Raw genomic sequence first — 542 nt, 5'->3', positions numbered from 1 at the left:
TACCCCACTTTGGGTATCGGTTTACACACGCTCTCAAAACAATTCCGGTTCACTGTCGACAAACGTTCCAACGAGAAGCTCTTCAAATAGATCTGTGTTGTCTTAATAGACTTATGCCCCAACAACTCACTGATAACCTCGATCGATACATCTTGTTCCTTCAAGAACGAGGCGAATGAATGACGGATCGTATATGAGGTGACCGGAAGCGTAACGCCTGTCGATCTCGCCAACAACTTCAAGTCATGGTTAAAGCGGGACAAGGTCCTGTTATATTCTTTGTAGGCCGCCTCACCGGTTCTCGTTCCACTCAAAAAAGGAAATAAATAAAGGGATTCCTTTGCCGTACAAGCGGACAACTCATCCAACAGCCGCAACGCCCCGGAGGGAATCTCCAGCTGTATGAGAGACCCGCTCTTTTGTCGGTGATACTGCAATATCCCATCCCGGATATTCTCCCATTTCAAATGCGCAAGATCCACAAACGCTATCCCGCTGAACGCAAACATCAACCGAACGGTCAACTGTACACGCCGCAAGGA

The 542-nt window shown here is 48.0% G+C and carries 1 protein-coding gene; it reads right to left on the bottom strand.

Annotated features, from left to right (window positions below):
• Positions 1-542: site-specific integrase (locus QVP94_RS12475; protein ID WP_288213270.1), on the bottom strand; the 542-nt coding region annotated here is incomplete at both ends.

It is taken from the genome of Parabacteroides sp. CAG:2, from assembly GCF_000436315.1.
GTDB lineage: Bacteria > Bacteroidota > Bacteroidia > Bacteroidales > Tannerellaceae > Parabacteroides > Parabacteroides distasonis.
The sequence above is the reverse complement of the archived record's forward strand: the minus strand, read 5'-3'. Positions and strand labels throughout refer to the sequence as shown.